The sequence below is a fragment of the Moorena sp. SIOASIH genome (assembly GCF_010671925.1).
Taxonomy (GTDB): domain Bacteria; phylum Cyanobacteriota; class Cyanobacteriia; order Cyanobacteriales; family Coleofasciculaceae; genus Moorena.
The window spans coordinates 282342-307796 of record NZ_JAAHIH010000005.1 but is presented as its reverse complement, the minus strand read 5'-3'; the positions used below and the strand labels follow the sequence as shown (position 1 = coordinate 307796).

Genomic DNA, 25455 nt, shown 5'->3' with positions numbered 1-25455 from the left:
TGGAACCAAACTGTTTTTGCCCACCCGACAATCTAATCTTCTTTAATAGCACAAGTTCCTCGTAGGAAATCGAGCGCCTGGTTCGAGTTGACAACTGCGACTAATTCCACATTACCTTCCTCATTAATAATCCAAGCATTAGCTTCCACTATCGGTGCTTTAGTATTAGTGTCTGGTTTACTATCAAATGCTTCCGGTATGGCGCGCACTATCGCTAAATCCGGTATATCCCGCACATCCGATAAGATTTGCCCACCCCGCACCATAGCACTGGGGTCTTGGGGTATGCCACCCCGTCCGGTAATATAAAAACTACTGGTGGCAGTCCAACCGCAACCTTCAGCGATTTGTTGAGTGCGATCGCGCAGTTCTGTTGGTAATTCAATTAAGCCGTTAGCGGGGGTGTAAGGATTGTTAATGCTGATCACCCCATCTACCCCAAACTCAGAACTAGCAGTAATGGCACGATCACGAACAAATAAGCCTTGGGTAGTAATGGAAATATTTCCACCATTGCCTCGATTAGCATTAGCGTTGATCAAGCTACCTTCAATCAGAGCCACTACATCGGACTTAATGGTAATATTACCGCCGTCGCCATCATTATCAGCTTCCGCAGTGATGGTGCTGCCATTACGCAATAGTAAACCGTTTGTGATCTCCAGGTTAATATTGCCTCCTTCCCTAGAGAAGGTGGAGGCGGTGATACTAGCGCCATAATTGAGGTTGATGCTATCAGCGTAGATAGATAAGGTTCCCCCATTACCCTCTCCGAGATTTCTGACCCTAATTTGGGCATCTTGGCTATCGGGATCCCCTGAGATAGTCAACTTGGAAGTGTTAATCATGATGTTGCCAGCATTGGCACTGGGGATGGGGTCTAGTCCAAATAATCTTTGGACTCCAACACTAGGACGTGGTACATTACTGGAAATATTAGTAGAGGAACCAGGAGTTTGCAACGTGTCGAGTAAGCTTACGGACTCCGAAGCATTGATAGTAACAGTACCAGCATTACCGGAAGCACCAGCAGAAGCACCAATTACTCCACCATCCTTGAGCCGCAATGTTGCTGTATTTACCTCCACACTACCCCCATCACCTTCACCAAAAGAGGCAGCACTAACTACGCTCTGCTGGTTTACACCTGGAATGAAACCTACGATCTCAATCGATTCCGTAACATTGAGGGTAAGATTACCCCCATGACCTTCACCAGCAGTAAACGTTAAAATATTTGCTACAGCTAATCTCAGTTGATTGGTGGAGATGGTAATATTTCCGGCGTTTTTTTCGCTGAAGGTCGAAGAATTTAAATTACTAGTGAAAGTACTCTGATTATCAGGGCTAAAACCAATCATATTCACCGATTCAGAAGCTTCAATGTTGATATTCCCTGGGGCACCTTCTCCAAAGCTATTGAGCAATACTTGTGCTCCCCCAAAGACGTTTAAATTTTTGGTAATAATGTCTATATCTCCCCCGTCACCACTGGATATAGAGAGGTTAGCCACAGAGGTATTGATACTGCCGTTGGCGTCATTCTCTCCGATAGTTACACTTTCTGTGCCATGAATTATGGTATTGCCAGCATTCTGAGTACCTTCATTCTGAGTGAGTACGATCGAGTTATCTCCTACTTTAATGGTTGCTCCCCTCAATCGGATCGAGCCAGCGGTGTTGCCACTGGTATCAAGGAGCGCGTTTTCGGTCAGTTGAATATCCCCATTATTTGAGATTTGACTCAAGTCCATATCCCAGCCCGATCCTACCGGTGTTAATGCCACCATCGCGCTAGAATTGTTGCTCCCTACTGCTGCGATTTCGATTTGTCCCCCTTCTGCCGAGAGCAAACCACCCCTGAGGCTAATCGCTCCTCCTACCAAGGCTATAGTATTCCCTGGTTGAACCTGTAATTGGGAACTAAGATTACTGCGATCAAAAGGAGCGAAAATACTGCGATTGAGGGTATTTCCTGGACCAGTTACTGTAATATTTCCCGGATTTGTTCCCATCTGTAAACCAGGGGTAATATTAATCGTTAATAACGGCGCTTGGTTTGGTTCAGTAGCACTAAATTCAATCCCATCTCCAAATACTACACTCTCGGCAGTAGTAGCAAAAAATGAACCTCCGATATTCAACGAAGCATTTTCACCAAAGATAATTCCAGCGGGATTAATCAGAAATAAATTAGCTTTACCATTAGCACGAATCAAGCCGTCAATGTTAGAAATATTCCCTCCGGTGACACGACTAAAGATATTCACAATATCCCCAGCATTGTTAAAAAAGGCTGACCCGTTGCTGGGTACAGAAAATTCCGAGAAGCTATGAAATAGATTATCAGAAGTGCGTACCCCAGATTCAATCAAGAAATTCACCCCATCATCACTAGTCACCGTAGTGGATAAAGTGCCATCACTACTGATTTGGGCGGTGGCGATGTTGGGGATGAGGACACTAGAGACTAAAAGATGGCCGAGTAAGTAGCATCGCTGAATAGTTTGATTCATCAACTTGACCCTGGTGGCTGATGTAACTTCGGTTTGAGTGGGATATGGTTATTTTTCCCATCAGCGATGGTCAAACTTACAAATCGTCAGCTGTCAGCTGTCAGCCGTCAGCTGTCAGCTTAAAATAAACCTGTTTGGCCTATGGCCACCCTACGCGAACGGCAGAATTTAATAGTTCGAGATTATAGCACTACCCATTAAGCTGTTTGACATTGATACAAGCCGCAAAAGCTGTTATAGCAAACGTTTGCCTTTTGCCTTTTGCCTTTTGCCTTTTGCCTCCATTGCCTCTTGCCTCTTGCCTCTTGCCTCTTGCCTCTTGCCTCTTGCCTCTTGCCTTGTCCGTAGCGCTATATTAGATTACTTCGTACCATACAAGCGATCGCCTGCATCCCCAAGTCCTGGAACAATATAGCCATGGTGATCTAATTCTTGATCAATAGCCGCCGTGTAAATCACTACATCTGGATGGTGCTGTTGGAAATAGTCAAGCCCTTGCTGTGCTGCTAATAAGCACAGAAACTTAATTGACTTCGGGCTAACTTCTTTGAGTCGGTCAACAGCAGCAACGGCAGTATTACCTGTAGCTAACATCGGATCAACCACCAACACATCTCGCTGACTCATATCATCGGGGAGTTTGAAATAATATTCGATGGGCACAAAGGTATGGGGGTCACGGTACAAACCGATATGACCAACACGAGACGATGGGATGAGTTCTAGAATACCATCTAAGAGACCCTGTCCGGCTCGCATAATCGAGACAATCACCATCTTCTTTTCTGAAGCCAGCATCGGAGCTAGCATCGGCCCAATTGGTGTATTGATTGGTTCATCCTTCAGGGGCAAATCCCGTGTTACCTCGTATGCCAACAATAACCCAACTTCTTTCAGGAGTTGACGAAATTTGGCTGTACTGGTTTCAGCCTGACGCATCAGGCTTAACTTATGCTGTACAAGAGGATGGTGAATTACTTTGACATTATTGATCATTAGTGATTGGTGCTGACCTGTAAGCATTCAGCTATCAGCTATCAGCTATCAGCCAAAGGCCTGTGGCCACGCTACGGGAATGCCTGACGGCTGACGGCTGACAGCTGAATGCTTACGCTGACCTATTTGACTTTAGCAGAATGTGAGACTATTTCAAAAATAAACGGTTGCGTGGCTAATTTGTATATGGCTAATTTTTAGATAAAGTGTGATTAGCGCATTAATTATTGCCACCTCAATAATAAGATAGCATTTACTGCTGATTTATGATAACACCAAAAAATCCTCGCATCGCTCTTTACTGCTGTTCCCTATTCCCTATTCCCTGTTCCCTTTTTAGATCAATCCTATGTTTACATCTCAACTAAAAATTTTATATTATGAATACTAAATTATTGAGTTATCAGCGCCTAATTCACCTTAGCACCGCGTTGGGTATTCTTTTTCTAGGAGCTTGCACGGGAAAACCCAACCGTCTAACCCAGCAAAGCTTTGAGGTCAAATTCTTAGTCGGTAGCGCTTTAGGGCAATTCTGCGAGCAAGCAGCGGAGCAATTTAACCAACAACAGCCCAAATTAGCTAATGGCAAGGGGTTCTCTCTCAGCTGCGAAACTAAAAGTAGTAGCGATGTGGTAACTAGTTTGACATCCCTGGCGCAACAACTCAAATCCCGTAGCCTTAAGCGTAATCGGCCAGAATTTCCTACCTTAGTTTCGGTGGATGGGGAAATTTATCATCGTCAGTTAATCGATCAGATCAATCAGATTTTCCCAGGGAAAGATTACATTGGAGAAATTACCGATGCACCATTGTTAGCCCATAGCCCGATGGTATTTATGACATCAGCAGAATTAGCCGATGGATTACGCCAGCAACCGGATTTGTACAAAGCTTTGGTGAATACCAAAACCCACCAGGAACTGGATCCCAATAGCCCTCAATTGCCCATTCACCTTGTCCACACTGCTCCTACTGGCTCCAATTCTGGTTTACAAACCTTAGTTGCTCAATTTGCCAGTGTATCTGGTAAAGGACCAGAACAATTGACAGTAGCAGATGTGCAGGGTTATCAGACACAGATCCAAGCCATACAAAGTAAAGTGATTCGCTATGGTGTCTCTACCAGTTCCTTGGCAAAGGACATGGTAAAGAATGGTTCCTTTTGGGCATCGATTGCTTCAGTGTACGAGTCTTCGGTGATTGCTGCAAATTCTAATCAGCAAGCTGGGCAAAGCCGCTATGAGGCAGTGTATCCCCAGGCAACCTTTACCTCCAATATGCGAGCAATTTTACCCAAAGCTCCTTGGGTGAGTAGGCAGGAAAAGGCGGCTGCGCAACAGGTGATTGACTATTTGCGATCGCCTCAAGTGCAAAAAATTGCCACAGAACTTGGTTTAAGGCCAGGTGTACCAGAAGTGCCATTAGGTGCCAAGTTTTCTGCTCAATTCGGTGTTGATTCCAAGGCCAGATATGATTCCCTGGGTTCCCCTCAACCAGAGGTAGTGGCAGCCATGCTCAAGTCCTGGCAGGAATTTGCCAAAAAACCCTCACAAGTGGTGGTGCTGGTAAACTCTTCCGGTTCTATGTCGGAGAATAAATTAGCAGCGGTTCAAAAGACTTTGCGCGCATACATCGAGAGTTTAGGACCAAAAGAGCAAATTGCCCTGATTGATTTTGATTCCGAGATTCGTCCACCAGTATTGGTAGATAGCACCCCTCAAAAACGCGATCGCGCTATGGCGTTTATTGTTAATCTCAACCCTGACGGGGGTAATCGGTTATATGATGCTGCCCTCGAAGCCCGTAACTGGTTACAAAACAATTACCTAGAGCGTGCCATTAATGCTGTGGTGATTTTGACCGATGGCGAAGATTCTGATTCTAAGCTTCGTCTTGAGCAACTGTCTCAAGAACTGGAAAAAACTGGCTTTTCCAGCGAGAAGCGAATTGCCTTTTTCACTGTTGGTTACGGTAACGAAGGAGACTTTAAGCCCAAAGTACTAGAACAAATTGCTGAATTTAATTGGGGATACTACCGTCAAGGGGATCCATCAAGTATTTTTAAATTAATGGCAGATTTAAAACTAGAGTTTTAAAAATTATGATGGATTAATTGATAATGAGTCGCTCTAAATTATAGAGCTATAGTTGATCAGCCGCCTTATTCTACCGATATTCTCCTCCAAGAATTTATTGCCCATGGTTCGAATGACCCAGATGTTGCCACCGTTTACCAAAGTATTGCTCTCCATCGGTAGCAATAAGCACCAGTTGACACTCCCCGCTCTAAAGAGACGGAGATTCTTACTTCAATGAGCTGTCTTGCCAAACCAGGTCGGAACCAGAAAAGGTAGAGGACAATTCGACCTAAGCGTTTAGATCTTATAGATCTAGGTTTCGGTGTGCTGGAAACGAAACCTGATCAGAGCGATGCAGCGCGGTCTTGGGGAGCCAGTGCGGTCTTGGGGAGGCAGCGCGGTCTTGGGGGTTTCCCCCACTCGCTATTGCCGTGGTTCCCCCCATGAGCAACTGGCGTGGTTTCCCCCACTCGCTATTGCATCAAGACAGGGTCGCCTTAGTACAAAACCTTGATCCCTATTCTGCATAACCCTAAAAATATAAAGGCGACCCTCTGATTACGGTAACTTCAAACCCCACCGTACCTTACCTTTTTTTTACATAGAGATAGATACTTTTTTTATCTAATTTTTTTTTCATAGACGTTTAAGTCGTTAGACCAAATTACGCAATATGTATCTGTTACATATTTTTTACGTTGTCTACTTATGATTAGATAGTATTTATCTGGTTTTTGGTTTTTTGTTTAAATTCTAATAACACGCAGTGCGAAAACTGTCAAGTTTTAACTTAAAAAGAAAGCCGTCCTATAAGGACGGGGCACGATTACCCAAAATTTTTGGTAAACCGGATCAACACTCAGCACTCAGCACTCATACCAAGTTGCGGTCAAACGTACAACTTTCTCTTCCCCCAATCTCCCCATCTCCCGATCTCCCTATCTCCCCATCTCCCCATCTCCCTATCCAAGCAATCTACTATCTTTGAATGCAACTCGGTATCAGCACTCAGCAATCAGCGCATATGACATAATTGAAACCGATAAGACCACCAAATCGTACAACAATAGCAGATAATTGATTCTTGGAAGCAAATAAATAATAAATAAATGATAAAGACTGCATGGGTGTTTCCCGGACAAGGTTCTCAGGTACCAGGTATGGGAGTGGACTTATTAGACCTGCCCTCTGCAAAGGTTAAGTTTAAGCAAGCTGAGGAAATTTTAGGCTGGTCTGTTCTAGATATTTGTCAAGGGGAGTCCGATCAGTTATCTCAAACCCTCTACACTCAACCTGCCTTATACGTAGTTGAGAGTATCCTGGCTGATTTGCTCATGGAACAAGGGGAACGACCCAATCTAGTAGCGGGTCACAGCTTGGGAGAATATGTTGCCCTCTACACTGCCAGGGTATTTAACTTTGAGGCAGGGCTAAGGCTAGTCCAACATCGGGCTAAATTGATGGATAGTGCTTCTGATGGCATGATGGTTGCTCTGATTGGCTTCAAACGCCCAGAACTTGAAGAAAAAATCGAGCAGATACAGGATGTTGTTATTGCTAATGATAACAGTCCTGCTCAAGTGGTAATTTCAGGTAAACCAACAGCAGTTCAAGATTTGCTGAGTCAGATTAAAGTGAAACGGGCTGTTCCTCTAAAAGTGTCCGGTGCCTTTCATTCTCCCTTAATGGCTGAAGCAGCGGCTCAGTTCCAGGAACTCTTGCTGTCTGTCCCCTTTGCTGATGCCCAGGTACCAGTATTATCGAATGTGGACCCTGTACCCACGGTCGAGGCAGCTACCTTAAAACATCAACTCCAGTCTCAAATTACTGGCTCAGTGCGATGGCGAGAAATTTCTCTGAGGCTACCAGTGGAAGGGATTGAGAAAGTGGTGGAAGTCGGACCCGGTAAGGTGCTGACTGGCTTAATTAAACGGATGTGTCCCGAGTTAATTTTAGAAAACGTTAATAGCATTGCTGATCTGCAGCAATGCTTAGCAGTAGGCTAACTCGAAGCCCTAAGCTCAATCTGATTCAGGTCTTGGATGGCGGCGCGCTGCTCTTTGACCGAAAACCCTGAGGGCGCAAGCCCCTAAATTCTATTTATGGGGTTAGCCCGAGCAGGAATTTATTCCCTAACTGCTCGGGAACTTTTATCTCAGCTAACCGACTACAATATTAAGTAAAGATAGAAGACAAGGAGGTGATACTGAAGTGTTAGTTATGGAGTTCAAGGCTGTGTTGAAAAAGCCTCAAGAGTTGGCAATCAATGAAGCTATTAGAACTGCTCGCTTTGTCAGGAACAAAGTGCTTCGGTACTGGATGGACAATCGCGGAGTAGGGAAGAAAGAACTCTATCGCTACAACACTCAACTAAGGGACGAATTTGAATTTGTCAAGAATCTTAACAGCCATGCTTGTCAAGCCTCTGTTGAGAATGTAGAGCGTGCTATTAAGCGGTTCTTCGACAATTGCAAGAAGAAAGTCCCAGGAAAAAAAGGATACCCAAAATTCAAGAAGCATTCCAGGTCTGTTGAGTACAAGCAATCAGGATGGAAACTATCCCCCGACAAAAAGTCAATCAAGTTTACAGACAAGAAAGGGATAGGAAAAGTTAAACTCAAAGGTACGTGGGACTTATGGTGCTTCGAGCAAAAACTCATCAAGCGAGTTCGTGTAGTACAAAGAGCCGATGGGTATTACGTTCAGTTCTGCGTAAAAATTGACAATTCAGAACAACTGGAAGCTACTGGATATACCATTGGCCTGGATGTTGGACTAAAAGACTTTTACACCGACTCTGATGGATATTCAGAACCTAACCCTAGATTCTATCGCAAAGGCGAAAAACGCTTAAAGTTTCATCAACGTAGAGTTTCCCGAAAAAAGAAAGGCTCTACTAACCGAAAGAAAGCTATTAATAGGCTAGGCAGGACACACCTCAAAATAAGTAGGCAGCGTGAAGAACATGCCAAGATACTGGCGCGTTGCGTAATCCGGTCTAACGACCTGGTCGCCTACGAAGATTTGAGAGTTAAAAATTTAGTTAAAAACCATTGCCTTGCCAAATCTATTAATGATGCAGGTTGGTACAAGTTTCGGGAATGGCTAGAGCACTTTGGCACTAAGTTTGGTCGGATAACTGTTGCAGTAAATCCTGCTTATACTAGCCAAAACTGCTCTAGTTGCGGAGAAGTGGTCAAGAAGTCATTATCCACTCGAACCCATGTTTGCAAGTGTGGATGTCAGTTAGACCGTGATCACAATGCCGCCATAAACATCTTAACGATAGCCTTAGGTACGGTGGGGCACACCGGAACTTATCAAAACGCTCGGGGAGACTCGACCTCTACTCTGCTTGGTTCCGACCTGGTTGAGCAAGTTGGCTCGCTGAACCGAGAATCCCCTGGCATAAGCGCCATGGGGAGTGTCAAGCGCCGCTTTGATGGAATCCCCCCAATAGTTATCAGAGTTTAGATATGGCAAGTGTCGGGATATGGCAAGTGTCGGGAGATGGGGAGATGGGGAGATGGGGAGTGGGGAGATGGGGAAATGGGGAGATGGGGAGATGGGAGCGATTTTTATTAAGGGTAATTATCCTGACATGATATGAGGAGCGCGATCGCATATCGGTTCATGGCAAAGGCATCTAAATTCTAGAAGCCTTACTCAGCAGAAAAGATTTAAAAATTCGTAAGCATTCAGCCGTCAGCCGTCAGCCGTCAGCCGTCAGCCGTCAGTGGTCAGCCGTCAGTGGTCAGCCGTCAGTGGTCATATCAAATCCGGATAATTGCCCACACTTACGATATCCAGACAACATCTTTCTCCCCCTGCTCCCCTGCACCGGAAGCTCCCCTGCTCCCCTCACCAGGAAGTATGGTTATTCAACCGGATTTGATATCAGTGGTCAGCTTATTGTATTCAGCTATTCCTAAAGTAGCGTGCCCATAGCCCATAAGCTAATGGCTGATACGCGACACGCTGATACGCGACACGCTGATAGCTGAATACTTATCAAAATTCCTAAGCAAAAATACTTATTCAATGACTCTCATATCCAGTAGGCATTTCCAAATAAGATGCGAATACCACTGCATATCGGTCAAATCCAGAACCATTAGGTTTTTTTGACTTTCTCAAACTTACCTAACATTTTTGATGCAGTCGCTTTTGAAATCATAAAAATATGAGAAAATGCAAAATCACAGAGTAAATAAGTCAGTCATTTGACATGGGATGGCTGGAAAAGGTCTCTGGATTGGTGGTCTTTAGACAAAAGATCAACCACTGTTTCCTTATGCCTACCAAACTGACTTCTGCTGACTTCCCCCTGACCAGTCTAACATCTTGACCCAAGGGGTTTCGGTTAGTGGAAAAAGTTGGCTAAATCAGCATTTTTATAGCTGATATATTTGCTGTAGTTATTGTCTTAACCATATTCCTAAAACAAATCACTTTTATTACCAAAGGAGCTGCCCATGCTTGAAATAATTAGTATTCAAAAAGCTGATGAAACCAGTAAATTAAAAAATAAAAAAAATGGAATAATTACTGGCAGTTTGGAAATAATTATCAAAATCAACGAGTTACCTACAGTAAAAACTGTTAAAAACGGCTGGCAGGAATTTAATGTTGATTGTGATGGCACGATTTTTACGATTAAGGTCAAACCTAAAGTTTGGAAAAAAATCACGACTGCTAATGAGATGTATTCGATGTGGGTCGCTGTTATTACTGGCAAACTGGGAGCGAAAATTAACAAAGGGTTTCGGGTAGAGCAACCAGGCATTCAAGTATTTGAGAAAAAACCCAAGGCACCGAAACCAGATAAAGCACAGCTACAAGCCCAATCACAGGAACAACTACAACCACAAGCACAAGCCCAATCACAGGAGCAGCTACAGGAGCAGCTAGCCCAATCACAGGAACAGCTACAACCACAAGCACAAGCCCAATCACAGGAGCAGCTAGCCCAATCACAGGAACAGCTACAGGAACAGCTAGCCCAATCACAGGAGCAGCTACAAGCTCAATCACACGAACAGCTAGACCAATCACAGGAGCAGCTACAAGGTCAATCACAGGAACAGCTACAGGAGCAGCTAGCCCAATCATACGAACAGCTACAAGCACAAGCCTAAGCAAAGACCAAGAATTGGGCGTTAAACTGATTTAATCTGAACAGTTATTATCAAATTTCGTTAATCGTTAATTGAGAATTAATAATTTTAAATTAACGATTAACAATTAACAATTAACAATTAACAATTAACCTGGATTCCTGCTCCAGCGGGTGGGTTCCTCAGCCCCCAAGCCACAAAAGGTAATGTTATGCTGGCGTAAATGGCTAATTTTTCATAGTTGGTTTACAGGCTTTAGCCATAAGCCATTTCCTATAGGCTATCTCCAGATGAGCGATCGCATAACTCATATCCTTCTGATTGATGATGACCCAGTTTTCCGATTGGGTATAAGGACTGCCTTGCAAGCCTTCGAGGATCTACTAGTTGTAGCTGAGGCTGATACTGGTACAGAAGCCCTATCAAGATTAGCGGCACTAGAGGCGACCAACTCCGTGGATTTGGCAATTTTGGAACTAGCTTTGGATCCCCCTAATTCAACTGAAGGGATAGCCTTATCAGGATTGCCACTGTGTCAGGGATTAAAGCAGGAGTACCCTAACTTGCCAATCTTACTACTGACCAGGGAATCTCAACCCACTGTACTAGCAGCAGCTCAAGCATTGGGTGTAAATGGGTACTGCCCCAAAGGAGTAGCGATCTCTACCATTGTTGAAGCCATTGGTCAAATTATTGAAGGTCAATCCTATTGGCAGACACTGTCTAACTTACCTACTGTATCTTATCAAGCTACAGGTTTTGCTCCCTGGTATCAACAGTGGCGTAACTCAGGATTCAAACAATTTGAAGCAGCTTTAGCCCAGGTCAATAGTCAGCTGCAAAATCCTCGTCTTTCCAATTGGGATTGGCTGTTTTGGACTGGACGCCGTCGAGAACTGTTGGTAGCCCGTTGGCTGGCAGATCAGCTATTACCTGCTAGCATCATTCTGGTGGAACCGTCACGGGACAATTCCTTAGTCCCAATGCCTAAACAGGAAAGGTCACTGACTGTTGCGCCAATGGCTCAATCCCAGCTTAGCCCTAAGGCACCACTAGTTGACCAGACAGTTAACTGGACAATGAACCGGACAATGGTAAAACTTCAATCCGGTTTATCCAACCTCTCTGGTGTTCCTCTAGAACTTGACATTCTCCAAGTAGAGAAAAGAGCAGAGTTACTTGGTTTAGTCTTCCAAACCTTTGAAGAGCTGGTTGAAGATTTGCGCTTGTCTCAAGTAACACTGGAACAGTTACCTCAGAAGCAACAGCTGATTCTGAAAGATCTGTGGGAAGCATCAGTCACAGATTTCTTCGGAAAGTATTATACCTTGTACACGGAGAATACTCAACTAGAAGTTGTCACTATTTTGCTGGGTAACTATCCCATCGTAAAAAAGGCAATTCTTGATAAAATTCCTCTAGTTATTGACTTATTATCTCATCGACTATTTGACAGCTCATTAACAATTGATAATATCTCCTATCCAGCCCACACCCCTGAAGCAATTCAACGGTCAGAATTTATCCTGGACAATTTAATTATCCAAATTGCTAATGGGGTGATTCAACCGTTATTAAATCAATTGGCAGATGTAGAAATTATTAAGGTAAATTTTTATCATAAAAATCTAATGTCATCCCGGGAAATTGCTCGATTTCGCAATAATCTCTCCTGGCGATATCGCCAATATCAACTATTTGGTGAGCCACAAGCAATTTTTGAGAGTCGATATGATTTATTTATCCTAACTGACACTGGCATTAAACAAACCAGTATCTATGCTCCCCGGCGTCGAGAATTAGAAAAGCTGGGAGGTTTCCAGCTAGCTGTGACTTTAGCCTATGAGCTACGGGATGCTCTTTCTCCCCGTCTGCAAGCGGCTGTTACTTGGATTGGTAATGGTGTGGTGTATGTCTTAACCCAAGTCTTTGGTAGAAGTATTGGTCTAGTGGTTCGTGGTGTAATTCAGGGCATTGGTAGTAGCGTCCAAGAGGCCAGGTTTGGGAAAAATTCTGGACGTGGGAAGTAGGGGAGTGTGAGGAGTGTGGGAGGTGTGGGAGGTGTGGGGCCCGGGCGCGGGAGTTTTATTAGAATTTTTGCCTAATTTCATGCATTGAGATGTAGCCCTTGATGGTAGCTTATTATCAAGGATTAAAAGACAGAAAAGGACGCAGGGAAGCCTTATCTCAAATTCAGCGAGACTGGCTTGAAGGAAAGAAAGGGAAAAAATATCAACATCCTTACTATTGGGCAAGTTTTATTTTTTCTGGGGATTCGACACCGATGGAGTTTTGAAGGTAAGCATTCAGCGGTCAGCGGTCAGCCGTCAGTGGTCAGTGGTCAGCCGTCAGCCGTCAGCCGTCAGCCGTCAGCCGTCAGCTTTGTGGCACAGGCTTCTAGTTTGTGGCACAGGCTTTGGCCTTTGGCCACGCTGTGCGAACGACGCTGTGACTTAACTCAGATTAAACCAATGCTTACCTCTTTTATTCAAAAGCTGTTCCCGTAGCTTGCGCGTAGGGCATTATCTGAATACTGATAGCTGAATACTGATAGCTGAATACTGATAGCTGATAGCTAATGGCTGATAGCTAATGGCTGATAGCTGATACCTTAAGGTTTCATGACTCATTCACAGTCATACCCTTTTTGCCATTACTCTCAGTATGTTCTACTACCTCCGAGCCTATAGGATTAGCTTGATGCTGAGATGGAGGCAAAGCGGGAGCTAATATTTCCCAAGCCTCCTTGGCAATGGGCAGATACTGATCGTGAGCGGCTTTAGCTTCAGCAAATTTTGTTAAGGTTTTGGCAAAATTTCTATCCGTTGCCAGTTTCATATGTTCCGGTGTCAGGGGGTCTGGGGAAAATAAGGCTTCGATCACTGGCCGTAATTCCACTGCTTGTTGGTAAGCTTGTTCCAAGTTGACCCTTAAACTTGCTAAAGATGCGATCGCTTTTACTGACTGAATAATCTCTGCTTCCTCACCATCTGTACTACCGGTAGCTAGTGGCTCAACTAAAATCAAATCGTCAGCACTCAAGCCATCGGCAAAGCTATCCTCATTGACGGTAGTGTCTTCTGAGTCTTCCATGCGCCGTTGAATCTCTTCGAGGGCTTTGGCTCTGTTTTTGGCATTGTCGGTTCTGCCGGGGACTTCAACGAAAAAGCCGAGTTCCTTTAAATCCTTGGTTGTATATTGCACCGTAGCTTTTGACATAATGTTTACCCTAGTTTCGGTGTCCGATTAGATTCATCCTACTTAAATTAATAGTACGCCTGATCGAGTTCACTATGGAACATGGTTCCAAAACCGCAATGGCGTAAGCATATGCGCTACGCGCACGCTACGCGAACAGCTATCAGCTATCAGTATTCAGCTATCAGTATTCAGCTTATGCCCTACGCGCACGTTACTTAAGGTGCCTATGGGCTACGGGCAGACTACTTGAGGTGCTGGCTGACGGCTGACCGCTGACCGCTGACCGCTGACCGCTGACCGCTGACCACTGACCGCTGACCACTGACCGCTGACCACTGACCACTGACCACTGACCGCTGACCGCTGAATGCTTTTGGTCTAGCTAAGAATTTTTGCTTACTGAGTATTTATTAAGTTTTGTAAAAATGAGTGTTCAAGACCTAGAAAAGTGATATATACGTCGTTACACTAATCAAAGTGTGTGTTTCTACTGAGTTTGATTAAGTATTAACGGTGTGAGGCTTGTGGAGCCTAGATGATTCCTATCCAAATAACCCTAAAAAACTTCCTCAGCTACCGCGACGCAACTCTAGACTTTCGGGGTCTTCACACTGCCTGTATTTGTGGTCAGAATGGAGCCGGGAAATCGTCCCTGCTAGAAGCCATTACCTGGGCGATTTGGGGACAAAGCCGTGTTGCTTCGGAAAACGATGTCATCCATACTGGGGCGAAGGAAGTCCGAGTAGACTTTATTTTTCAAAATAATCAACAAACCCATCGAATTATTCGGACTCGCCACCGAAAACAGGGGAGTTCCCTAGAGTTTCAAGTGGAAACACCAAATGGTTTTAAGTCTTTAACCCAGAAAGGAGTACGAGCAACTCAATTATTAATAATAGCGAATCTCAAGCTAGATTACGATACCTTTATCAACTCCTCTTACCTGCGTCAAGGTCGAGCCGATGAGTTTATGGTCAGGCGTCCCAGTGAACGGAAACAAATTCTGGCAGATTTGCTCAAACTAGACCAGTACGAAAAATTGGCAGACCAGGCAAAGGATTTGTCAAAGCAGTTGAAAGGTCAAGTAGAACAGCTAGAGCAAAGTTTGCAGGGTATTAAGGAACAACTCGGAGAACGGGATGCGATCGCAAAGGAAACAGCTACCCTGGAAACTGCCTTACACCAGCTGCAACAAGACCAAGACCAAGACGCCCAACAACTCAAACAACTACAAGCCATTGGACATCAGCGGAATAGCTGGGAACAACAGCTGAACTTTGTTAGGACACAATATCGTAATCTTACTCAAGATTGCGATCGCATACAACAAGACATTGCTACTGCTGTTGCTCAACAACAACAACTTTCTGAACTACTCTCTCAAGACCAACAAATTACTGCTGGTTATGCCGAATACCTCCAGCTACAAGAACTTGAAGAAAGTCTTGCCGCCAAATTACAGACTTATCAGAAAGCGCAACAGCAACGACAACAACTCCAACAGCAGCTCAATCAAGAAATTAATCAACTTAATCTGCAAATTCGTGATATCCAAGCTCAACTAGAAGCCTTGGGTACTCAAGAGCAAGAGATTCAAGATACCCTCTCCCGTTCAGGGCAAGTGGCTACAGCCCTCGCACAACTTAACCGATCTCGTGAACGCCTCAAGCAGCTAGATAATCTGCAACTAGAAGTCTCTCCCTTGTTGCAACGCCGTGGGTCTATCCAAAGCGAACTTGACCGGGTTCAAGCCAGACTCAGTGCCAAATTAGAAGAACTAGTCTCTTCTGAAAAACAGTTATCCCAGCAAGTAGCAACAACACCTCAGCTGAGACAGGCGGCACTTCAGTTAGAGGCTGAACTTGGGGAATTAGAGAAAAAGCGGGTCTACCTGTCTCGGTTACAGGACAAAGGACTAGAACGTCGAGGCTTTCGAGAACGCCTCCAAGAAAACCAACGCCGCTATGAAAAATTATTGGGGGAACTGACCCAAAAAATCGAATTGCTGCAAGTTCAGAACGCAGTTTGTCCCTTATGCGAGCAGCCTCTAGATGCAGCCCATTCTCACCGGGTGATTCAGAAAACTACTGCTGAGCACAAGGATGTTCAAGATCAATTCTGGGTAGTACGAGAGCAGCTAACAGTTTGTGAACGAGAACTTCAGGTGTTGCGCCATGAATACTCCCAAATTTCCAAACAACTCTCTCCTTATGAAGAGTTGCTAGAACAACGGGGACAACTAGCAGCACAACTAGAAGCCACTGACGAAGTTTACGACCGACTCTATGAAGTATCTGAGGAAAAGAAAGAACTGCAACAATCCCTTAGTATTCCTGGTTATGGGGTAGAATTACACGAAGAACTCAGGCAACTCGACCTCCGAGTCCAACAGCTCAACTACGATGAACAAACCCATGCTCTAGCACGGGGGGAAGTTGACCGCTGGCGCTGGGCTGAAATCCACTCGGCTAAGCTAGAAGAAGCACGGCGGCGTCAGGAAAAAATTGATGCCCAGAAACCACAGCTGCAAGGAAAGCTGGATACTCTTCAAGCCTCGGTGCATCAGTTACAAACGAATTCCCCGTTGAAGCAGCAATTGGATCAGCTGGATCGATACATTGCTGAGATTGGCTATAACTTGGATGCTCATAATCAGGTTAGAGCCTCGTTGCGTCAAGCCCAATCTTGGCAACTGCCTTATCAGGAATTACAAACTGCCCAAGAGCAACAGCCCCAAGTCGGTCAACGCTTGGCAAGCCTAACTCAAAGCCTCCAGAGCAGACGCTCTAATCTCAAGGAGGTTAATACACAAATTGAGGACATTGTCAAGCAAATGGAACAAAGTCCTGATGTCACTAGGGACATCCAAGCCTTAGAACAGGGGATGAAGCAGCGCCGACGGGAAATGGATAAACAACTATCCCAGCAGGGGCGTCTCCAACAACGGTTGCAGCAACTGGAATCCCTACAAAGTCAGTATCAACAGCAACTCGAAAAGCTGCAACAACTCCAGCGGCAATATCGGGTGCATCAGGAATTAGCGATCGCATTTGGCAAAAATGGCATCCAGGCTCTAATGATAGAGAATATTTTGCCTCAACTAGAAGCCCAAAGCAATCAAATTTTGGCTAGACTGACTGGGAATCAGTTACACATCCAAATTGTTACCCAAAAGGCAGGGAGTCGGTCTTCTAAGAAAAAAACCAAACTGATTGATACCTTAGATATTTTAATTGCTGATGCCACTGGTACTAGACCTTATGAAACCTATTCCGGTGGTGAAGCATTTCGGATTAATTTTGCCATTCGTCTGGCATTAGCACAACTGTTGGCCCAACGCTCAGGCACATCCTTACAAATGTTGATTGTGGATGAGGGGTTTGGCACCCAAGATGCCGAGGGGTGTGAGCGACTGATTGCAGCAATTAATGCGATCGCATCCGATTTTGCTTGTATTCTAACCGTGACTCATATGCCTCAGTTTAAAGAAGCCTTTCAGACCAGGATTGAAGTATCTAAGACATCCCTTGGCTCTCAGTTAAGTTTATCGATGTGATCAATGCTAATATTTGTAGCAAAGGGAGTAGGGAGTAGGGAGTAGGGAGTAGGGAGTAGGGAATAGGGCATCAAGAATTATAACAATTCCTACATGGATTGCTAATAACTGATATAGCACTACGCATTAAAGTTAGGACATTGATACAAGTAGCAAAAGCTGTTCTAGTAAGCTATTGCCTATTGCCTATTGCCTATTGCCTTCCCCTCCTGGGAGGGGTTAGGGGTGGGTTCCTCTTGCCTATTGCCTATTGCCTTCCCCTCCTGGGAGGGGTTAGGGGTGGGTTCCTCTTGCCTCTTGCCTCTTGCCTATTGCCTATTGCCTTCCCCTCCTGGGAGGGGTTAGGGGTGGGTTCCTCTTGCCTCTTGCCTCTTGCCTCTTGCCTCTTGCCTAGCGCTATAGCTAATAGCTGATTGCTGACGGCTGATAGCTGATAGCCCTACAAAATCAAATCCATTGCTGTTTTTATAATTTCCTCGCGCTCCACCATTTTAGCAATTTATTCAGCTTCATAAGTTCCTTCAAATGCTTCTAATGAAGCGCGGTCTAGTGCGGATTGATAGGCATCTTCTAAAGTTTCTAATAATTCCGCTTCGGTTAGATAAGTTCCTTTAGCCTTGTGGCGCTTATTAGTTCGTTGAATTTGTTTAACAGCATTACGGATTGATACTTCCCAAGATTTAGTCGTCCGTTTCTCAGCCGCTTTTTTGATTAGCTGTAACAGCAGAATAATTCCGTAGCTAAATAGTTTATTCAGTTTATCCGATTTGCTGATCTCCTCCAATTCTTCAATCAGTTCCAGGGCTTCAGGGATTTTGCCTTCGTACAGTAATTCCTTTAGAGTGATTAATTCTTCCATTGGCTATTCTTCCTCCGCTTTTCAATTGACCCGTCGCGACTATAGCGGTTTATACCCTAATTAGGTACACAGGATTTTTTCCCTCTTGTATCTTCCCTATTATCTTTTCCCTGTTCCCAGATCCGCTGTTCCCGACTCCCGACTCCCGACTCCCGACTCCCGACTCCCTACTCCCTACTCCCTACTCCCTGCTCCCTACTCCCCTTAACCCATTACCCATGACCAAAAGAACCGTAAAATTGCCCAATGTCTCCAATTGGGATATTCAAATAATTCCGCAATTGTACGGTTATCTTAATCTTGAAAGAGCTTCTACTATAGTAATATCTAAACCGAAATCTCGGCACTATAGAGGCTGTTTTATAGACGAGCTAGTTTCGGGTATTGTGTTGACTAACGTTAAGAAGACGGTAGGACGATAACTACTCCAACGGGAATCAACTATCAGGGCATCTACACATAGGGTTGCAAATAGGTTGTTGTAAACTAAGAAGCTGATTTAACTGTTGGCTGTAAACTGTTGACGACTACTGACAACAGTTTACCAGAGGCTAAGAGTAAAAATGACGCTAATTGGAATATAGCACCTCTAAGCAGGGTTGCATCTACTTTTTTTTCTCGCTTCTTATTATCACTTAGTTTAGAGTTTATTCCGGAGAACCTTTATAAATTCTTGCTTGCTGCTGAGGTGTTATCCATGCTCCTCTTGAAAACTGGGTTTGAGGTGGTACAAACTGTTTTTGCAGTGGACTATATTCCAGAACCTCTCCCGTTTCTATCTTATAGACCCAGCCATGAAGCCGAATTTCCTCACTTCTGAGTCGAGATTGAATAACTGGGTAAGTACGTAAATTTTGTAGCTGGTTAAGGACATTTTCCTCCACCGCCCCATTCAGGAGTTCATCACCTTCATAGTCTTGATAGTGTTCTTTGATAATCCGGCGAGTAGCTTCGGCATGCTTGAGCCATTGGTAAACCGCTGGCATGTCCTCTTCTAGCTTGTCGATTTTCAGTAAACCTTTCATCGCTCCACAGCGATAGTGACCGCATACGACAATTTCGTTAATGCCTAAGGCATAAATAGCATACTCTACTGCTGCTGGTTCACCGCCATTACTTGCTCCATAAGGCGGTATGATATTCCCAGCATTGCGGATGATGAACATTTCACCAGGCTCAGTTTGAGTAATCAGACTCGGGTCAATGCGAGAATCTGAACAGGTGATGAATAGTACTCTGGGATGCTGCCCGTGAGACAGTAACTCAAATAGGTCTCGGTGGGTCTCGAAGTATTTGGTCTGGAATTGATGCAGACCTTGAATCAACTGCTTCATTTAAGGCTTACAGCTAGATGCTCTATAATTGGGATCTTCAATAATTTTATAGGCAATAGCCGTCTTAATTGACTTTCAGGTTTGTATTTCGGTCAGCTATCAGCTATCAGCTATCAGCTATCAGCTATCAGCTATCAGTTATCAGCTATCAGCTATCAGTTATCAGCTTATGGGCTACGCCCACGCTACACGAACAGGCAAAGGCTGACGGCTGACCACTGACCGCTGACCACTGACCGCTGACCGCTGAATGCTGACCGCTGAATGCTGATAGTATTTATTGAATGGGTACGGAGAGGGAGGGATTCGAACCCTCGTTAAAGTTGCCCCTAAACAGCATTTCCAGTGCTGCGCCTTCAACCACTCGGCCACCTCTCCAGGTAAAGTATTCAGTTGGAGCTTTGAATTTTTTCAATTCATCGCCCGATTTCTTATTGTACAGAAAATTATATAGGAAGTCAATGACTCAATCGTACACCATTCAGATTCATAATCGCCAAACTGGTGCTAAGCACAAGGTAAACGTGCCAACAGACCGCTATATCTTGCATTCCGCAGAAAAGCAGGGTGTGGAGTTACCCTTTGCCTGCCGCAATGGAGCCTGTACCACTTGCGCAGTGCGAGTGTTGGCTGGAAAAGTCTACCAACCGGAAGCCATGGGACTATCTCCACAATTGCGGGACCAAGGCTATGCTCTATTATGTGTGAGTTATCCCCGGTCAGACCTAGAGGTAGAGACTCAGGATGAAGATGAAGTCTATGAACTTCAGTTTGGTCGATATTTTGCTAAAGGAAAGGTTCGGTTTGGGCTGCCACTGGATGAGGATTAGGACAATAGCGGAGCAGAGGTGCAGTAGAGCCGGTAGCCTGCTTAGTTGCTTTCTGCTCTTGCTCGGGGGTTGCCAATTGACAAATGTCCCCAACCAGGTTGAAGCTCAAGTGCAACAGGTGATCAGTGGACACACGGTGGATGTGTTGATCTCCAATCAAGATCCACCATTAATGGCACGAATCCGGATGATTGGTATAGACGCACCAAGCTGGAAACAAAAGCCTTGGGGAGATCAGGCAAAAACCTGCTTACAGAAGATCCTCAGTGAAATTAGTGAAACTGGTGATCAAAAATCGGTTATGTTAGAGCTTGATGTTGAGGAAAAAGACCGCTATAGTCGCTGGTTAGCCTATGTATGGCTAGATGGTGTGTTGGTCAATGAGCAGTTGGTAGCTAAGGGCTGTGCCTTAGCGTCACCCCTAGCCCCCAATAATAAATATGATGATAAGATAGCCCGTGCTCAAGAATACGCCAGAATTATGGGCTATGGGATTTGGAACCCAGATCAGCCTTTGCGCTTGACACCAGCAGAATTTCGCCGTCAAAATCCTTAGGGTCATTAGTTATTAGTCATCAGCAATCAGCCATCAGTTATCAGCAATCAGCCATCAGTTATCAGTTATCAGCTATCAGCTATCAGTTATCAGCTATCAGCTTTCGGCCTGTGGCCAAGCTACTTGAGGTGCTTATGGGTCAAGTCCCAGCGTCGTTCGCACAGCGTGGCCAAAGGCCAAAGCCTGTGCCACGCTGAGGTACTTTTGAATAAAATAAGCTGACCGCTGACCGCTGACCGCTGACCGCTGACCGCTGACCGCTGACCGCTAACCGCTGACCGCTGACTGCTTACCGACTCAATTGATAAACTACAGGTTATCTGCTCAATGACAGAACATACCTCCGAACAACTACAAACTTTCCTTGATATTGCCGCTAAAGCTGCCACTGCTGCTGGTGATGTTTTGAAAACTTACTGGGGCAATCTCAAAACTGTAGAAGAGAAAGGACGTCCTGGAGATTTAGTCACTGCAGCTGATAAAGAAGCAGAAGCAGTAGTCTTAGATATACTCAAAAACGATGTGCCAGACCATTCGATTCTGGCAGAAGAATCGGGTCAACTGGGAGACAATCAAAGTAAATACCTATGGGCGATTGACCCCCTCGATGGTACTACTAATTATGCCCATCAATACCCCATTGCTGCTACCTCTGTGGGGTTGTTGATTGACGGCAAGCCTCAGGTGGGAGCAGTATATAACCCCTTTCGGGATGAGTTATTGTGTGCAGCTGTGGGCTTGGGGGCAACCTGCAATGGTCAGCCAATCCAGGTTTCCCAAGTCTCTGACCTGGGTAAGAGCTTGTTAGTGACTGGATTTGCCTATGACCGGCGGCAGACTTCCGATAACAACTATGCCGAGTTCTGTTACCTGACTCATCTGACTCAAGGAGTTCGCCGTAGTGGTTCTGCATCCATCGATTTGTGTGATGTTGCTACTGGACGATTGGATGGCTATTGGGAACGAGGGCTTTCTCCTTGGGATGTAGCCGCTGGTATCGTTATCCTAGAAGAAGCTGGTGGTAAAGTTACCGCTTATGATGGCAGTCCTATTGATATTAATTCTGGGCGGATTCTGGCAACTAATGCCAAGATTCACGATAGTCTCAGTACTGCGTTGTTAGAGACACCACCTTTATCTTCTTGGAAATAAAATAGTAAGCATTCAGTTATCAGCTATCAGCTATCAGTTATCAGCTATCAGTTTTCAGCTATCAGCGTGTCGCGTATCAGCTATTAGTTTTCAGCTATTAGTTTTCAGCTATCAGCTATCAGTTTTCAGCTATCAGTTTTCAGCCATTCGCGTAGCGTGGCCCAAAGGCCAAGGCCAACGGCTGACGGCTGACGGCTGACCACTGACCACTGACCACTGACGGCTGACCACTGACCACTGACCACTGACCACTGACCACTGACGGCTGACCACTGACGGCTGACGGCTGACGGCTGACAGCTGACTAATTATTTATAATAATAGATGTAAAGTCGATTAATTGGCGTCCCTAAGTGACGCATTTTTTATACCTAATGTCTATAATTTATACAGAAAATGTTGCTCAATTTTTCCATGCTGTTTCTCAACAAGAAGATTTAAAACAGCAGCTAATAGCTACCAGAAATCCAGAAGAGGTAGTTAAGGTAGCACAGGATTACAATTTTAAGTTTACCGTAGCTGACTGGCAACAGTTTATCCAGGGGCATCACTCCAGTCAGCCTACCAGTGATACTTTTAAAAATGAAATAATAGGATTAGATGTTACAGAAGAACAGTTAGATGCTTGGTGGAAATTTGCTTGGGAAACAGGAGATATCAATCTGATCGGGTGGGTTTCTGATAAGAGAGATGCTATCACTTGGGTGCAATTGCTAGATGAGTTTAAAGTGATTAAAAAAAACGATTAATTGTCAGCTATCAGCAGTCAGCAGTCAGCGGTCAGTGGTCAGCCGTCAGCCTTTGCCTGAAAGCTGTTCGCGTAGCGTGCGCGTAGCGCATAAGCTGATAGCACCTCAAGTAGCGTGCGCGTAGCGCATAAACTGATAGCTGATAGCTGATAGCTGATAGCTGATAGCTGATAGCTGATAGCTGAAAACTGATAGCTGATAGCTGATAGCTGATAGCTGATAGCTTAAGATTCAATCACCCCATTAATCAGTAACGCTGCCTTAGTTTTGTCTAAAATAACTTTTTCATAGGTTTTGATCGAGTCCTTATGAATCGGTGTTGCCATGAACCGATAGTGACTGGAGGTTGTTAGTTCATCAATACTAAGGTGAGTTGCCATTGGGTCTTCTATCTGATACTCTTTCTCGAAGTAAAGTAAGCTAATTGTGGTCAGGTGTATGCGATCAGCAATAGCAGCAGCAAGCAAGCGATAAAAACGAGCTGCAAAACGGGGGTCTTGCTCTAGTTTATGGGTTAATTTAGCTCGATCAATTGACCAGACAATGGAGTCTTCTAAAGCTTTAACTGTAGCTGAAGGGGGATGATCTTTCACAAAAGACATTTCTCCGACTACTTCACCGTTGGATAATCTAGCAATTTCCCGACTTTTCCAAGCTTCGACGGAAACGGTTAAGATGCCATCGAGGACAATGTAGAGTGCATTGATCGATTCTCCTTCATGAATCAAGACATGACCAGCTGGAATTTCTTTACTCTCCCCTGTGCCAATCATCCAATCTCGGTCACTGTCATTCAATTCATTCCAAGCCAGAAGCACTTCTGTGATACTAGGTTCCCATATCCCTCCTCGCTTGATCAGGTTATCCTTGGTCTGTTCAACCAGACCGGGATTTTTGCCAAACCGAGTTCCTGTGACTTGGGCATTACTGAGATTAGCATCGCTTAAGTTTGCTGAAATCAAGCTAGCCCCACTCAAGTCAGCCCCACTCAAGTCAGCCCCACTCAAGTCAGCCCCACTGAGTTTGGCATCTCTTAAATCAGTATCACTTAAGTCAGCATGGCTGAGATTAAGACTACTGAGATTAACACCCCTAAGGTTAGCACCTGCAAAGTCACTAGTAATATCTAAACCAGCAACTTCTGCTAATTTCAAGAAATTCTTGGTCTTGGCTGCTCGAAAACCTTGGAGTGTCTTGATAATTTCCTGGCTTAATTCTTGATTAAACATCCTGCAATACCAACCGACTTACATAAGGTTTTAATTGGCGCTTGAGTAAAAATAAGACAATCTTTCGATCTAGGACTGCCCGTTCTTCTCGACTAATTTCTTGAAACCATATTCCCTCCGCTTCATAAAGATGGACATTTTTCGGCAAAACTGTGAAAATAGCTTCGATATAACAGGGTTGATTGATGTCTAGTTTGGTAATGCTGCCTAACCATATACTGCTCAGGGTTCCAGTTAATAATGGCTCACCACTTTTGGTAGCAAAAACCCAGGCTGGACTAGTTTCTCCACCTTTGGATGTGATCTGGTAATCCATGATGGTGAATTCATCAGTTTTTTCGTGATTGATATTTTTACTGAGATTTAATTCTGTGCCAAGGTTGAATTTAACTTGATTGGAAGTAGGGTCTAAACCCATGGACATCTTCTTGTCATGGTGAATTTGAATAGCTTGCTTTGACCGTCGCTTTTTCTCTATGGAAACCTTAAAATCATCATTAAAACCACGGTGAGAATAGGGAAGTTTGCCATTGGTTAAGTTCAGCCTTAGCTCTCCACCGGTTAGCCCAAGTTTGATGCTACCACCGGGTAGTTCTAAAAATTGATCATGAAAGTTTATAGTTAAGAATAGGTCAATTTTATCTGGCTGAACGATAGTCCCCTCTAATTTCATGAACAGGCAATCTTCGTATTTATTCTCAATTTCAATAGTTTCAAGTTCTTTTGGCAAATCCTGGGTTACTACCATGCCCGTTGAAATTGGAATTATGAAGTTACTTTGATTAAAACCTAACATAATAATTTATATTTTTTTAATCTATGTTGATCAGAAATTAAGATTTACGAAAGCTATAATAATCCTCAATTTATTCCGAGAAATTACTTAATTACAGGAGTTTTCAATCGGGAATCGGGAATCGGGAATCGGGAATCGGGAACAAACAAGAGGCAAGAGGCAAGAGGCAAGAGGCAACAGAGAACAGTTTACCCGGTGGGTGGAATGGGCATCTTGCCCGTTATCAATATCTAGTCGAGCGGGCAGGATGCCCACTCTACTGCTATTCATTACTTGATTCAGCAACGCCAAAAGCCAAGCTAGCTAGCCACAGTTAATCCTGGTGGGCAAGGTGATTGGTCAACCCAAGCGCTCCAACCAATTTATCTCCCCTTGCCCACCCTACAAAACTGTGGTGCGTTACGGGACGGACTGTCCCAATACTGGCTACTGATAAAACCAGGGTGAGTCCGTCCCTAACGCACCCTACCCAACTAAAAATTCATT

General features: G+C 44.5%; 25 protein-coding genes and 1 tRNA gene. 16 read left to right on the top strand and 10 right to left on the bottom strand.

Going from position 1 to position 25455, the window contains the following annotated elements:
- Positions 1-32: 32 nt before the first annotated feature.
- Together F6J90_RS28415 and upp are read right to left on the bottom strand one after the other, a co-directional pair.
- On the bottom strand, positions 33-2516 hold the full coding sequence (locus tag F6J90_RS28415; protein ID WP_293101388.1) for a filamentous hemagglutinin N-terminal domain-containing protein: 2484 nt from the start codon (positions 2514-2516) through the stop codon (positions 33-35).
- Positions 2517-2876: 360 nt separating this feature from the next.
- Positions 2877-3512: a uracil phosphoribosyltransferase gene (upp, locus tag F6J90_RS28410; protein ID WP_293103234.1), complete on the bottom strand. Its 636-nt coding sequence runs from the start codon at positions 3510-3512 to the stop codon at positions 2877-2879.
- 380 nt (positions 3513-3892) lie between these two features.
- Between upp and F6J90_RS28405 the strand changes: the two genes are divergently transcribed.
- Positions 3893-5608, top strand: a complete 1716-nt coding sequence (locus F6J90_RS28405) for a VWA domain-containing protein (RefSeq protein WP_293101386.1) — start codon at positions 3893-3895, stop codon at positions 5606-5608.
- Between the two features lie 326 nt (positions 5609-5934).
- On the opposite strand, the gene F6J90_RS28400 is transcribed toward F6J90_RS28405, so the two are convergent.
- Complete coding sequence (locus tag F6J90_RS28400; protein WP_293092882.1) at positions 5935-6060, bottom strand: hypothetical protein; 126 nt, start codon at positions 6058-6060, stop codon at positions 5935-5937.
- A gap of 639 nt (positions 6061-6699) precedes the next feature.
- Here F6J90_RS28400 and fabD point away from each other — a divergent pair.
- The 8 genes from fabD (at position 6700) to F6J90_RS28360 (ending at position 13164) form a co-directional block, all read left to right on the top strand.
- Positions 6700-7596, top strand: coding sequence for an ACP S-malonyltransferase (gene fabD, locus F6J90_RS28395; RefSeq protein WP_293101384.1), 897 nt, complete (start codon positions 6700-6702; stop codon positions 7594-7596).
- A gap of 205 nt (positions 7597-7801) precedes the next feature.
- Positions 7802-9064, top strand: coding sequence for a transposase (locus F6J90_RS28390; RefSeq protein ID WP_293101381.1), 1263 nt, complete (start codon positions 7802-7804; stop codon positions 9062-9064).
- Between the two features lie 2 nt (positions 9065-9066).
- Positions 9067-9195 carry a hypothetical protein gene (locus F6J90_RS28385; RefSeq protein WP_293101379.1) on the top strand — a complete coding sequence of 43 codons (129 nt, stop codon included), beginning with the start codon at positions 9067-9069 and terminating at the stop codon, positions 9193-9195.
- A gap of 145 nt (positions 9196-9340) precedes the next feature.
- The gene (locus F6J90_RS28380) at positions 9341-9538 is read left to right on the top strand and encodes a hypothetical protein (RefSeq protein WP_293101376.1); all 198 of its coding nucleotides are present in this window, start codon (positions 9341-9343) and stop codon (positions 9536-9538) included.
- 527 nt (positions 9539-10065) lie between these two features.
- Positions 10066-10728 carry a hypothetical protein gene (locus F6J90_RS28375; RefSeq protein WP_293101374.1) on the top strand — a complete coding sequence of 221 codons (663 nt, stop codon included), beginning with the start codon at positions 10066-10068 and terminating at the stop codon, positions 10726-10728.
- A gap of 185 nt (positions 10729-10913) precedes the next feature.
- Entirely contained in the window at positions 10914-12737 is a 1824-nt protein-coding gene (locus tag F6J90_RS28370) for a DUF3685 domain-containing protein (RefSeq protein WP_293101371.1), read from the top strand.
- Positions 12738-12838: 101 nt separating this feature from the next.
- Positions 12839-13003 (top strand): CHAT domain-containing protein, encoded by a 165-nt coding sequence (locus F6J90_RS28365; protein WP_293101368.1) that lies wholly within the window; start codon positions 12839-12841, stop codon positions 13001-13003.
- The gene (locus F6J90_RS28360; protein ID WP_293101365.1) at positions 13000-13164 is read left to right on the top strand and encodes a hypothetical protein; all 165 of its coding nucleotides are present in this window, start codon (positions 13000-13002) and stop codon (positions 13162-13164) included. The genes F6J90_RS28365 and F6J90_RS28360 overlap by 4 nt, the downstream gene beginning before the upstream one ends.
- Before the next feature lie 162 nt (positions 13165-13326).
- Here F6J90_RS28360 and F6J90_RS28355 read toward each other — a convergent pair whose 3' ends face one another.
- Positions 13327-13926: a hypothetical protein gene (locus tag F6J90_RS28355; RefSeq protein WP_293101362.1), complete on the bottom strand. Its 600-nt coding sequence runs from the start codon at positions 13924-13926 to the stop codon at positions 13327-13329.
- A gap of 517 nt (positions 13927-14443) precedes the next feature.
- Here F6J90_RS28355 and sbcC point away from each other — a divergent pair.
- Together sbcC and F6J90_RS28345 are read left to right on the top strand one after the other, a co-directional pair.
- The gene (gene sbcC / locus F6J90_RS28350; protein ID WP_293101359.1) at positions 14444-17464 is read left to right on the top strand and encodes an exonuclease subunit SbcC; all 3021 of its coding nucleotides are present in this window, start codon (positions 14444-14446) and stop codon (positions 17462-17464) included.
- A gap of 140 nt (positions 17465-17604) precedes the next feature.
- Positions 17605-17877 (top strand): hypothetical protein, encoded by a 273-nt coding sequence (locus tag F6J90_RS28345; RefSeq protein WP_293101356.1) that lies wholly within the window; start codon positions 17605-17607, stop codon positions 17875-17877.
- A gap of 86 nt (positions 17878-17963) precedes the next feature.
- Here the strand turns inward: F6J90_RS28345 and F6J90_RS28340 are convergent, their stop codons facing one another.
- Positions 17964-18323, bottom strand: coding sequence for a DUF29 family protein (locus F6J90_RS28340; RefSeq protein WP_293101354.1), 360 nt, complete (start codon positions 18321-18323; stop codon positions 17964-17966).
- 85 nt (positions 18324-18408) lie between these two features.
- Here F6J90_RS28340 and F6J90_RS28335 point away from each other — a divergent pair, with 85 nt between their 5' ends.
- Positions 18409-18531, top strand: coding sequence for a hypothetical protein (locus tag F6J90_RS28335; RefSeq protein WP_293101351.1), 123 nt, complete (start codon positions 18409-18411; stop codon positions 18529-18531).
- Between the two features lie 439 nt (positions 18532-18970).
- Here F6J90_RS28335 and F6J90_RS28330 read toward each other — a convergent pair whose 3' ends face one another.
- Positions 18971-19657 carry a carbonic anhydrase gene (locus F6J90_RS28330; protein ID WP_071108124.1) on the bottom strand — a complete coding sequence of 229 codons (687 nt, stop codon included), beginning with the start codon at positions 19655-19657 and terminating at the stop codon, positions 18971-18973.
- Positions 19658-19948: 291 nt separating this feature from the next.
- A tRNA-Ser gene (locus tag F6J90_RS28325) sits at positions 19949-20035 on the bottom strand.
- A gap of 83 nt (positions 20036-20118) precedes the next feature.
- On the opposite strand from F6J90_RS28325, the gene F6J90_RS28320 reads away from it, so the two are divergent.
- The 4 genes from F6J90_RS28320 to F6J90_RS28305 all read left to right on the top strand — a co-directional run bounded on the left by F6J90_RS28320 (position 20119) and on the right by F6J90_RS28305 (position 22944).
- Positions 20119-20487 carry a 2Fe-2S iron-sulfur cluster-binding protein gene (locus tag F6J90_RS28320; RefSeq protein WP_075905329.1) on the top strand — a complete coding sequence of 123 codons (369 nt, stop codon included), beginning with the start codon at positions 20119-20121 and terminating at the stop codon, positions 20485-20487.
- A 76-nt stretch (positions 20488-20563) separates the two neighbouring features.
- On the top strand, positions 20564-21043 hold the full coding sequence (locus tag F6J90_RS28315) for a thermonuclease family protein (protein ID WP_293101348.1): 480 nt from the start codon (positions 20564-20566) through the stop codon (positions 21041-21043).
- A gap of 327 nt (positions 21044-21370) precedes the next feature.
- The gene (locus F6J90_RS28310; RefSeq protein WP_293101345.1) at positions 21371-22195 is read left to right on the top strand and encodes an inositol monophosphatase family protein; all 825 of its coding nucleotides are present in this window, start codon (positions 21371-21373) and stop codon (positions 22193-22195) included.
- 374 nt (positions 22196-22569) lie between these two features.
- Positions 22570-22944: a Nif11-like leader peptide family natural product precursor gene (locus F6J90_RS28305; protein ID WP_293101343.1), complete on the top strand. Its 375-nt coding sequence runs from the start codon at positions 22570-22572 to the stop codon at positions 22942-22944.
- Positions 22945-23168: 224 nt separating this feature from the next.
- Here F6J90_RS28305 and F6J90_RS28300 read toward each other — a convergent pair whose 3' ends face one another.
- From F6J90_RS28300 to F6J90_RS28290, 3 genes are all read right to left on the bottom strand, one after another.
- Positions 23169-24173: a pentapeptide repeat-containing protein gene (locus F6J90_RS28300; RefSeq protein ID WP_293101340.1), complete on the bottom strand. Its 1005-nt coding sequence runs from the start codon at positions 24171-24173 to the stop codon at positions 23169-23171.
- Positions 24166-24921 (bottom strand): hypothetical protein, encoded by a 756-nt coding sequence (locus tag F6J90_RS28295; protein WP_293101337.1) that lies wholly within the window; start codon positions 24919-24921, stop codon positions 24166-24168. The genes F6J90_RS28300 and F6J90_RS28295 overlap by 8 nt, the downstream gene beginning before the upstream one ends.
- A 135-nt stretch (positions 24922-25056) precedes the next feature.
- Positions 25057-25239, bottom strand: a complete 183-nt coding sequence (locus tag F6J90_RS28290; protein WP_293101335.1) for a hypothetical protein — start codon at positions 25237-25239, stop codon at positions 25057-25059.
- Between the last annotated feature and the right edge of the window lie 216 nt (positions 25240-25455).

Bases quoted from the DNA above. Each gene is read 5' to 3' on its own strand.
- F6J90_RS28415 (WP_293101388.1), bottom strand. From the start codon at position 2,516: ATGAATCAAACTATTCAGCGATGCTACTTACTCGGCCATCTTTTAGTC.
- upp (WP_293103234.1), bottom strand. From the start codon at position 3,512: ATGATCAATAATGTCAAAGTAATTCACCATCCTCTTGTACAGCATAAG.
- F6J90_RS28405 (WP_293101386.1), top strand. From the start codon at position 3,893: ATGAATACTAAATTATTGAGTTATCAGCGCCTAATTCACCTTAGCACC.
- fabD (WP_293101384.1), top strand. From the start codon at position 6,700: ATGATAAAGACTGCATGGGTGTTTCCCGGACAAGGTTCTCAGGTACCA.
- F6J90_RS28385 (WP_293101379.1), top strand. From the start codon at position 9,067: ATGGCAAGTGTCGGGATATGGCAAGTGTCGGGAGATGGGGAGATGGGG.
- F6J90_RS28375 (WP_293101374.1), top strand. From the start codon at position 10,066: ATGCTTGAAATAATTAGTATTCAAAAAGCTGATGAAACCAGTAAATTA.
- F6J90_RS28370 (WP_293101371.1), top strand. From the start codon at position 10,914: ATGTTATGCTGGCGTAAATGGCTAATTTTTCATAGTTGGTTTACAGGC.
- F6J90_RS28365 (WP_293101368.1), top strand. From the start codon at position 12,839: ATGGTAGCTTATTATCAAGGATTAAAAGACAGAAAAGGACGCAGGGAA.
- F6J90_RS28355 (WP_293101362.1), bottom strand. From the start codon at position 13,926: ATGTCAAAAGCTACGGTGCAATATACAACCAAGGATTTAAAGGAACTC.
- sbcC (WP_293101359.1), top strand. From the start codon at position 14,444: ATGATTCCTATCCAAATAACCCTAAAAAACTTCCTCAGCTACCGCGAC.
- F6J90_RS28340 (WP_293101354.1), bottom strand. From the start codon at position 18,323: ATGGAAGAATTAATCACTCTAAAGGAATTACTGTACGAAGGCAAAATC.
- F6J90_RS28330 (WP_071108124.1), bottom strand. From the start codon at position 19,657: ATGAAGCAGTTGATTCAAGGTCTGCATCAATTCCAGACCAAATACTTC.
- F6J90_RS28320 (WP_075905329.1), top strand. From the start codon at position 20,119: ATGACTCAATCGTACACCATTCAGATTCATAATCGCCAAACTGGTGCT.
- F6J90_RS28310 (WP_293101345.1), top strand. From the start codon at position 21,371: ATGACAGAACATACCTCCGAACAACTACAAACTTTCCTTGATATTGCC.
- F6J90_RS28305 (WP_293101343.1), top strand. From the start codon at position 22,570: ATGTCTATAATTTATACAGAAAATGTTGCTCAATTTTTCCATGCTGTT.
- F6J90_RS28300 (WP_293101340.1), bottom strand. From the start codon at position 24,173: ATGTTTAATCAAGAATTAAGCCAGGAAATTATCAAGACACTCCAAGGT.
- F6J90_RS28295 (WP_293101337.1), bottom strand. From the start codon at position 24,921: ATGGTAGTAACCCAGGATTTGCCAAAAGAACTTGAAACTATTGAAATT.
- F6J90_RS28290 (WP_293101335.1), bottom strand. From the start codon at position 25,239: ATGAATAGCAGTAGAGTGGGCATCCTGCCCGCTCGACTAGATATTGAT.